Raw genomic sequence first — 6,241 nt, 5'->3', positions numbered from 1 at the left:
GCCTTAGACTGGGAAAATTATGATTGTGCAAAAATTTGACGGGATCGTTCAGGACCTATACCCTTCATTACCATATCCAAACGAAGTTGCCGCCAATTTTTTTGAAATTGGAGAAAATACCATTTCACCAATTGTCGCTAATAATATAGATAATATGCTAAATATGAAGTAAGTTGATATCCCAAATAAAGCATATCCAATTCCTAATAAAAGTGAACTTGATAATAAAAGAAAAATACTTCCCTTACTTTTTAACTTACTAATAAGTAAAGGTTGGAAAAAGATTATCATTAAAGGATTTATAGATAGAATTAACCATGAATAAAAAGAGTTATTAAATCGAGATATTGTTTCTACAGGAAAAAAAATTTTGACTAAAGAATATATTATTCCATAGAAAAATATCATAAATATGATCATACTTGTACTTGGAAGATTGCTTTTAATTTGAAAAAATGATACTTTTTTACCCGTAGTTGGTTCATGCACAGAATCTGTTTTAAAATTCAATACAAAGACACCCGAAATCAATAGCGTAAATCCCAATGTTAAAAATATACTTCTAAGAGATTGGGCATAAAAGTAACTCATAAAAAAACTACTGACTGAGAAGGATAAGTTATATACGACAGATTGTAAAACAATAATACGATTTTTCATGGCATCATCATCAGCTAGTTTAATTAATGCCGTTAAATTACCGATCATCATAAAAATGCCACTAATTCCACATAAAAATAGTGTTATTAATAAATAAGAATAAGACGTTACAAAAGATAATAAAAAAACCTACAGCATACATAAACAAGCCAAATGAAGACACTTTTATTACTGAAATTCTTGTAGTTAAATAACCACTTAATAACGAACCTATGCAAGCACCTAAAGAAAGCATGGAAATTAATTTACCAACTTCAAGCGATGTGAAATGTAATAAATTAACCAAGTAAATCGATATTAAATAAGACATACTCATTGCTATGGATTCAATAATTACTAAAGAAATAATTTTTCCTGTACCTTCAGGTACATCTATGTAATTAATAAGGTAATTATTAAATAAAAATTTTTTTACATTATTAATCATTAAGTCTCCATAAAATTTTATATTACCAGACAATTTTAAAGTAACCTGAGAAATGCATCGGCGATAACCACTGTTTGATAATTAAAAATATAAAAGGAGCAATTATGTTAGTAACTATGTTAAAAGCCAAAATCTACAGAGCAACCATTACAGAGGCTAATCTAAACTATATAGGAAGTATTACTATTGATGAGAATCTCTTACTAGAAACAGGAATTCGAGAAAATGAAAAAGTACAAATTGTGAATATCAATAATGGTTCTCGGTTTGAAACCTATGTGATTAAAGGATTTCGTGGAAGTGGTGATATATGTGTAAACGGAGCTGCAGCACGACTGGTTCATGAAGGAGACAAAATCATTATTATTTGTTATTGCGTGCTTGAAGAACACAACGCTCAGGAGCATGTTCCTAAAGTGATCTTTATGAATGAAAACAATAGTATTCGTAGTCATTCTCATCAAGAAACAGCAGAAACACTATTTATCCATTAAGCCAGATTTAATTATTAATAAAGGATTATGATGAACAATTTATCAAAGCAAAAAATTAGTTTGGTATTTGGTGGAGTTTCTGCTGAGCGAGATCTTTCACTAAGAACTTTTCATATATTTATGATCAAGAGATAGTTGTTAAACCTAATGAGTTGGGTATGAGTATGATGACAGAGCGTTTTTTACTCAATGAAGATTCCATACGTGATGTTTCCAATTTGATTGCCCTGATATTGGAATATGATGATCTTGCTTTAGTGCAACAATATATTGCTGGTGAAGAATATTCTTGTGGTTGCATTGAAAATTTAAACACGATTGAGACATTACCTTTAATCTTGGTACGAACTAAAGAAAATTTTTTCGGTCGCAAGGAAAAATTATGTAAGTTTGGAGTTAGCGAACGACTTGTTCCTTGTTATTATAATCCCTACACAAAGCAAATTGCGGATGTCTCCAAACGAATATTCACTGATTTAATGTTTGAAAATATGTTCTGTCTGGATTTTATTATCTCTGAAGGTAAAATTTATTTTCTGGAAATTAATTCCTTACCTGGCTTAAGCAGCGCCAGTTTTTTCCCAAGAATGCTTCGAGAAGTTGGTATTTCAATGGCTGATTTTATTCAATTAACCTCTCAAGCCTAAAGAGAAAAACTAAGGAAATTCAATTTAATTACGAAATGGATGGGGGCGATTTAGCATGCACAGCTGATATTCATAAAATAGCATTGAGTGTATTATTGAATAAAAGCAAGGTATTACGAAGTATACCCAGAGAAACTACGAATTTATTTAGAGATGAGTATTAATCAATAAGCCGGGTTGAAATTGAATTTCTTCAATATTCATTTGATAGATAAAATGTAATTTAGAAAAGCTTATGTCTTCAATCACGGCTCGCCCACGGAAGTATTTTCCCAGGAAAGAGACTTGGCTTTCTTTTTCAAAATAAGTACTGCATTTTAATTGGAGTTGATTGTCAGAAAGGCTTATCATCTGGCACATGTGATCATTGTGGTCAACCTTGACGACTACAAATATGGGTTGTACAGGTTCGATCAACACATCCTTCTCCATTATTCTGGTTGAACTATCACCACCTTCCCTTATTTATATTTTAGTTCATATATTGCGCAATATGTAATCATCCATAAAGAAATGATACCTTGGAATATCCAGAATCATTGAAAATGATCAGCATTTAAAGAATAGAAAAGAAATGGACTGTCTCTGCTATAATGCAGTTAAGAGGGAAATTTCTTTTTTTCCTATGTTAGGATCATTGTTGCCAATATAAGCGAGCATTGATTTTTAAATAATAATGCTTATAGATTGGGAGATATCTATGACTTTTGTCCCACGGATCCTTGAGCCACAAGTGAATTGGAATGCCGATACCGTTGCTGATCCTGCTTCATGGACAATTAAATTAACACGCAGTGATCATCTAGAACTTGATCATGCATTAAAAACTGCAAAGGCTAGCTCGAAGAATTTGTATGATATCTCTCGTAATGACTTTCCTCTGGACAATTTAGCTGCCAAACTTAGGAAGATCGAGATTGAATTAATTGATGGACGTGGTTTTGTTCTTATTTCCTCTCTAAATACACACTCATACTCTGATGATGAGCTAACCATGCTTTATTGGGGAATTGGCACGTATTTAGGGAATCCTATGTCTCAGGACAAATATGGCTTGTTCATGGGCGATATTATTGCGCGGTATGATCCTCACGATCCACTTGCTCGCCTTAATTCATATGGTCCTATTGCATATGAATACCATAGTGACTCTGCTGATTTAGTTGGTCTTATGTGTTTACAAAACGCAAAATCTGGTGGAATTTCTTGTATTGCCAATGCGGTTGCTATTCATAATGAGTTAGTGCGTACTCGTCCCGACCTTTTGGTAGCGCTCTATGAAGCATTACCTTATGATCTTCGTGATCAACAAAAACCTGGTTTTAAACCTTATGGCATGGTCCCTTGTTTTACTGAGTATCAAGGACGTCTTTTTTCTCACTTTTTTTCGATTCTCATTTATAAATCACAGCGTCATGCACAGGCGCCTCGCTTATCGCCAAAAACACTTGAAGCACTTGACGAACTTCTTAAAATGGCTCGCGATCCACGATTTAACGTCTATATGAATTTACAACCGGGTGATATACAATTTCTTAATAACTACCACATTTTTCATGCACGAACTGCTTATGTCGATGAGCCAGAAATTGGGCACAGACGTCATCTCAAACGCCTCTGGCTTACATCACGTTATCTAGAAAGCGCTCCAGAATATTTTTATCGTACTATTTAATTCACCAGACCTTAGAAATTAACTATAAAATGTTAATTGAGTTTCATAGAATTGTTTACCGTATAGAAAAAGAAGAACATTCTGTAATAATTGTTGCCATAAAGCATCAGTAAAGAGGTTTACTGCTCTCTTTTTAAATCATTTAAAAACGATTTAATTCCTGCCCTAGTATTATCACATATTCATACATCTTGTTCTATTATTAGAAATAAAAGATAGAGTAAATGAGGTATCTTTATGGAAAACAAATCAGAGAAAACCATAACTCCTGGAAAAAAAATCTTAGCCATATCCATCGACTTTGATGGTTGTCTGGCAAGTAAGAAATTTATCGAACTCTATCAAGAATTACTAAAAAAATATCAGATTGCTCCTGCCAAGATGACTTATGAAGAGTATGCAAAAGCTATTAATAAAATTCCCGCTAAAGAGTATGAAGAAGCTATTGTAACAGGAAATATCGTGCTTTTTGAGCACATAAAAGAAATGGTGGCCGAAGAAAAATACGATGAAGTAGTCATTATGGTTGGCTCTAATAGAACCTCTGCAGCAAAAGATCAAGAAGATGGTATAAAAAATAGTAGTGGCTCTGCTTTTCGCGCTATGAAGCATTTTGCTAATGCATTAAATCACGCTATTTCAATACCGGTTACCATGAATGAAAGGCTTCTCTACGATAGCGTTTTAAGCAAAGAAGGTGGATATAATTTTAATTATGAACAGCATTATGAAAAAAAACAGGAATTAGCGGAGCAGATGGTAAGTGATTATGCAATGTCAGGAGATAATAAATATCGATTGTCCTTTTTTCAAATTCACGATATATGTGCCAATTACTCCGATTGTGATGTTACCTATGTGCATGCAGATGATAAAGATGACATTGTGACCGTTTCGACCAATACTTATACTGATCCTCAAATCGCTCTGATGCTTCCCGCCAATTTAGCAAAAGCTTCATTCTTGAATTATGAAGAATATAACCCCATTGCAGAGCTATTAAGGGTTCAACGTGAACTGGCTATTCTTAATCAGAGCAATACTACAATTAATAATTTAGAAGAGCTGCTTGCCAGGAAAAAAGAACAAATTGAAACTGCGATTAAAATTTTACGTCAAGACATGAATATGTTAGTAAGCCTAACTAAAGAGAAGCAATTAGATGAGCGAACTCAAGCAGAAGTTGAAAAAGCGCAAAAGATTATCGCAAACTTACCTACAGAATCATTAGACAAGTTAAAAAATATCACAACTATTAAAGAACTAGATGGTTTTCTGCAACAAATAAATAAGGTGTTGAATAAGAATGTCAGAAGTGAAAATATGTCTACAGGCATCAAGAAAATATATGAAGTTAACAAAAAAGAAATCTATTATCAAAGAATAACAGAATTTGGAAAATTTGAGAGAAAGTCAGGAAGTCCTGGCTATACAATTCCTCAGGAACACTATGATGAGCTTGCAACAAAGTGCTTTAAAGACATTTATGCACGAACTGCTCATAGTGTAGAAACTCTTCAACAAATAATAATAGATTCACGATGCCATAAATTTGACACATTAGTTGCGAAATTAAAAATCGAACTAATAATTGAAAAAAAGGATAATAGTCATAAATGGAGCAAAATGATTCAAGATCATTATCAAGAAATAAAAGCAATCGATAAAGATAAAGAAAGAGCAATAAAGGGCTTAAGTAATACCATTGTTACTCTAAGAGAACATATTGCAAGCGGAAAACTTACATACAGTGAAGCCCTTTCAACACTTCAACATGCAGTTAATAATGCCATTGAAAAATCGCAACAGAAAACAGTTTTGGGCAGATTTGGAGTGACTCACAGTAATGTTGCCTTGCAATTGAAAAATTTTGAAAAAAACAATTTAGTAGTTGATAGTAATTCTGAGAAATCAAGAGAATTTCAACATAGAGCAAAGAAAGAACTACAAGAACTAACTAAAAACGAAGAAGAAACGAAAAAAACGATGGGTCATCAAACTTAGTTGTAGCGGCTTGCTTTCATAAACTGCATTTGTTGCCGTACTTGATGCAAGAGATTCAATAATTAATAATTTGTGTGATTCATAGAGATCCTTTCAATTTTTTCATAATTAAATCTGTATAATAATTGGCTATTTGGATGCGTTCATTGTCTATTTTATAGTTATTACTAACCTCTTCGGTTAAAGGGGTTATTTCACTTAATTCAGCGACAATAGCCGAGGGAGGTTTGCCCCACTGCCATTGACTTAAGGAATAATTTACTGATTTTATCACCTAGGCTAGAACTTAGAATGAGACCATTGTAGAATTGAATTTCTTTCTTGCGCACTTTCT

Annotated in this window: 7 protein-coding genes; 4 read left to right on the top strand and 3 right to left on the bottom strand. The window is 32.9% G+C overall.

Going from position 1 to position 6,241, the window contains the following annotated elements:
• Nucleotides 1-48 precede the first annotated feature (48 nt).
• The gene (locus QM652_RS13715; protein ID WP_415076743.1) at nt 49-726 is read right to left on the bottom strand and encodes an MFS transporter; all 678 of its coding nucleotides are present in this window, start codon (nt 724-726) and stop codon (nt 49-51) included.
• Nucleotides 722-1,087: a hypothetical protein gene (locus tag QM652_RS13710; protein ID WP_415076741.1), complete on the bottom strand. Its 366-nt coding sequence runs from the start codon at nt 1,085-1,087 to the stop codon at nt 722-724. Before QM652_RS13710 ends, QM652_RS13715 begins: the two co-directional genes overlap by 5 nt.
• 104 nt (nt 1,088-1,191) lie before the next feature.
• Here QM652_RS13710 and panD point away from each other — a divergent pair, with 104 nt between their 5' ends.
• Together panD and QM652_RS13700 are read left to right on the top strand one after the other, a co-directional pair.
• A complete protein-coding gene (gene panD / locus QM652_RS13705) occupies nt 1,192-1,581 on the top strand; it encodes an aspartate 1-decarboxylase (protein WP_415076740.1) in 390 nt (129 codons plus the stop codon).
• A 116-nt stretch (nt 1,582-1,697) separates the two neighbouring features.
• Nucleotides 1,698-2,228: an ATP-grasp domain-containing protein gene (locus tag QM652_RS13700; RefSeq protein ID WP_415076742.1), complete on the top strand. Its 531-nt coding sequence runs from the start codon at nt 1,698-1,700 to the stop codon at nt 2,226-2,228.
• Between the two features lie 147 nt (nt 2,229-2,375).
• Here QM652_RS13700 and QM652_RS13695 read toward each other — a convergent pair whose 3' ends face one another.
• Nucleotides 2,376-2,648 (bottom strand): hypothetical protein, encoded by a 273-nt coding sequence (locus tag QM652_RS13695; protein WP_415076739.1) that lies wholly within the window; start codon nt 2,646-2,648, stop codon nt 2,376-2,378.
• Between the two features lie 280 nt (nt 2,649-2,928).
• Between QM652_RS13695 and QM652_RS13690 the strand changes: the two genes are divergently transcribed.
• A complete protein-coding gene (locus QM652_RS13690) occupies nt 2,929-3,903 on the top strand; it encodes a TauD/TfdA family dioxygenase (RefSeq protein ID WP_415076737.1) in 975 nt (324 codons plus the stop codon).
• A 237-nt stretch (nt 3,904-4,140) separates the two neighbouring features.
• On the top strand, nt 4,141-5,907 hold the full coding sequence (locus tag QM652_RS13685) for a hypothetical protein (RefSeq protein WP_415076735.1): 1,767 nt from the start codon (nt 4,141-4,143) through the stop codon (nt 5,905-5,907).
• The last annotated feature ends 334 nt before the right edge of the window (nt 5,908-6,241 follow it).

This window comes from Legionella sp., assembly GCF_047605385.1.
GTDB lineage: Bacteria > Pseudomonadota > Gammaproteobacteria > Legionellales > Legionellaceae > Legionella.
Note: the sequence above shows the minus strand (reverse complement) of the source record. Positions and strands in the feature narration are given on the sequence as shown.

Coding starts and splice junctions, on each gene's coding strand:
- QM652_RS13685 (WP_415076735.1), top strand. CDS start 4,141: ATGGAAAACAAATCAGAGAAAACCATAACTCCTGGAAAAAAAATCTTA.
- QM652_RS13710 (WP_415076741.1), bottom strand. CDS start 1,087: ATGATTAATAATGTAAAAAAATTTTTATTTAATAATTACCTTATTAAT.
- panD (WP_415076740.1), top strand. CDS start 1,192: ATGTTAGTAACTATGTTAAAAGCCAAAATCTACAGAGCAACCATTACA.
- QM652_RS13690 (WP_415076737.1), top strand. CDS start 2,929: ATGACTTTTGTCCCACGGATCCTTGAGCCACAAGTGAATTGGAATGCC.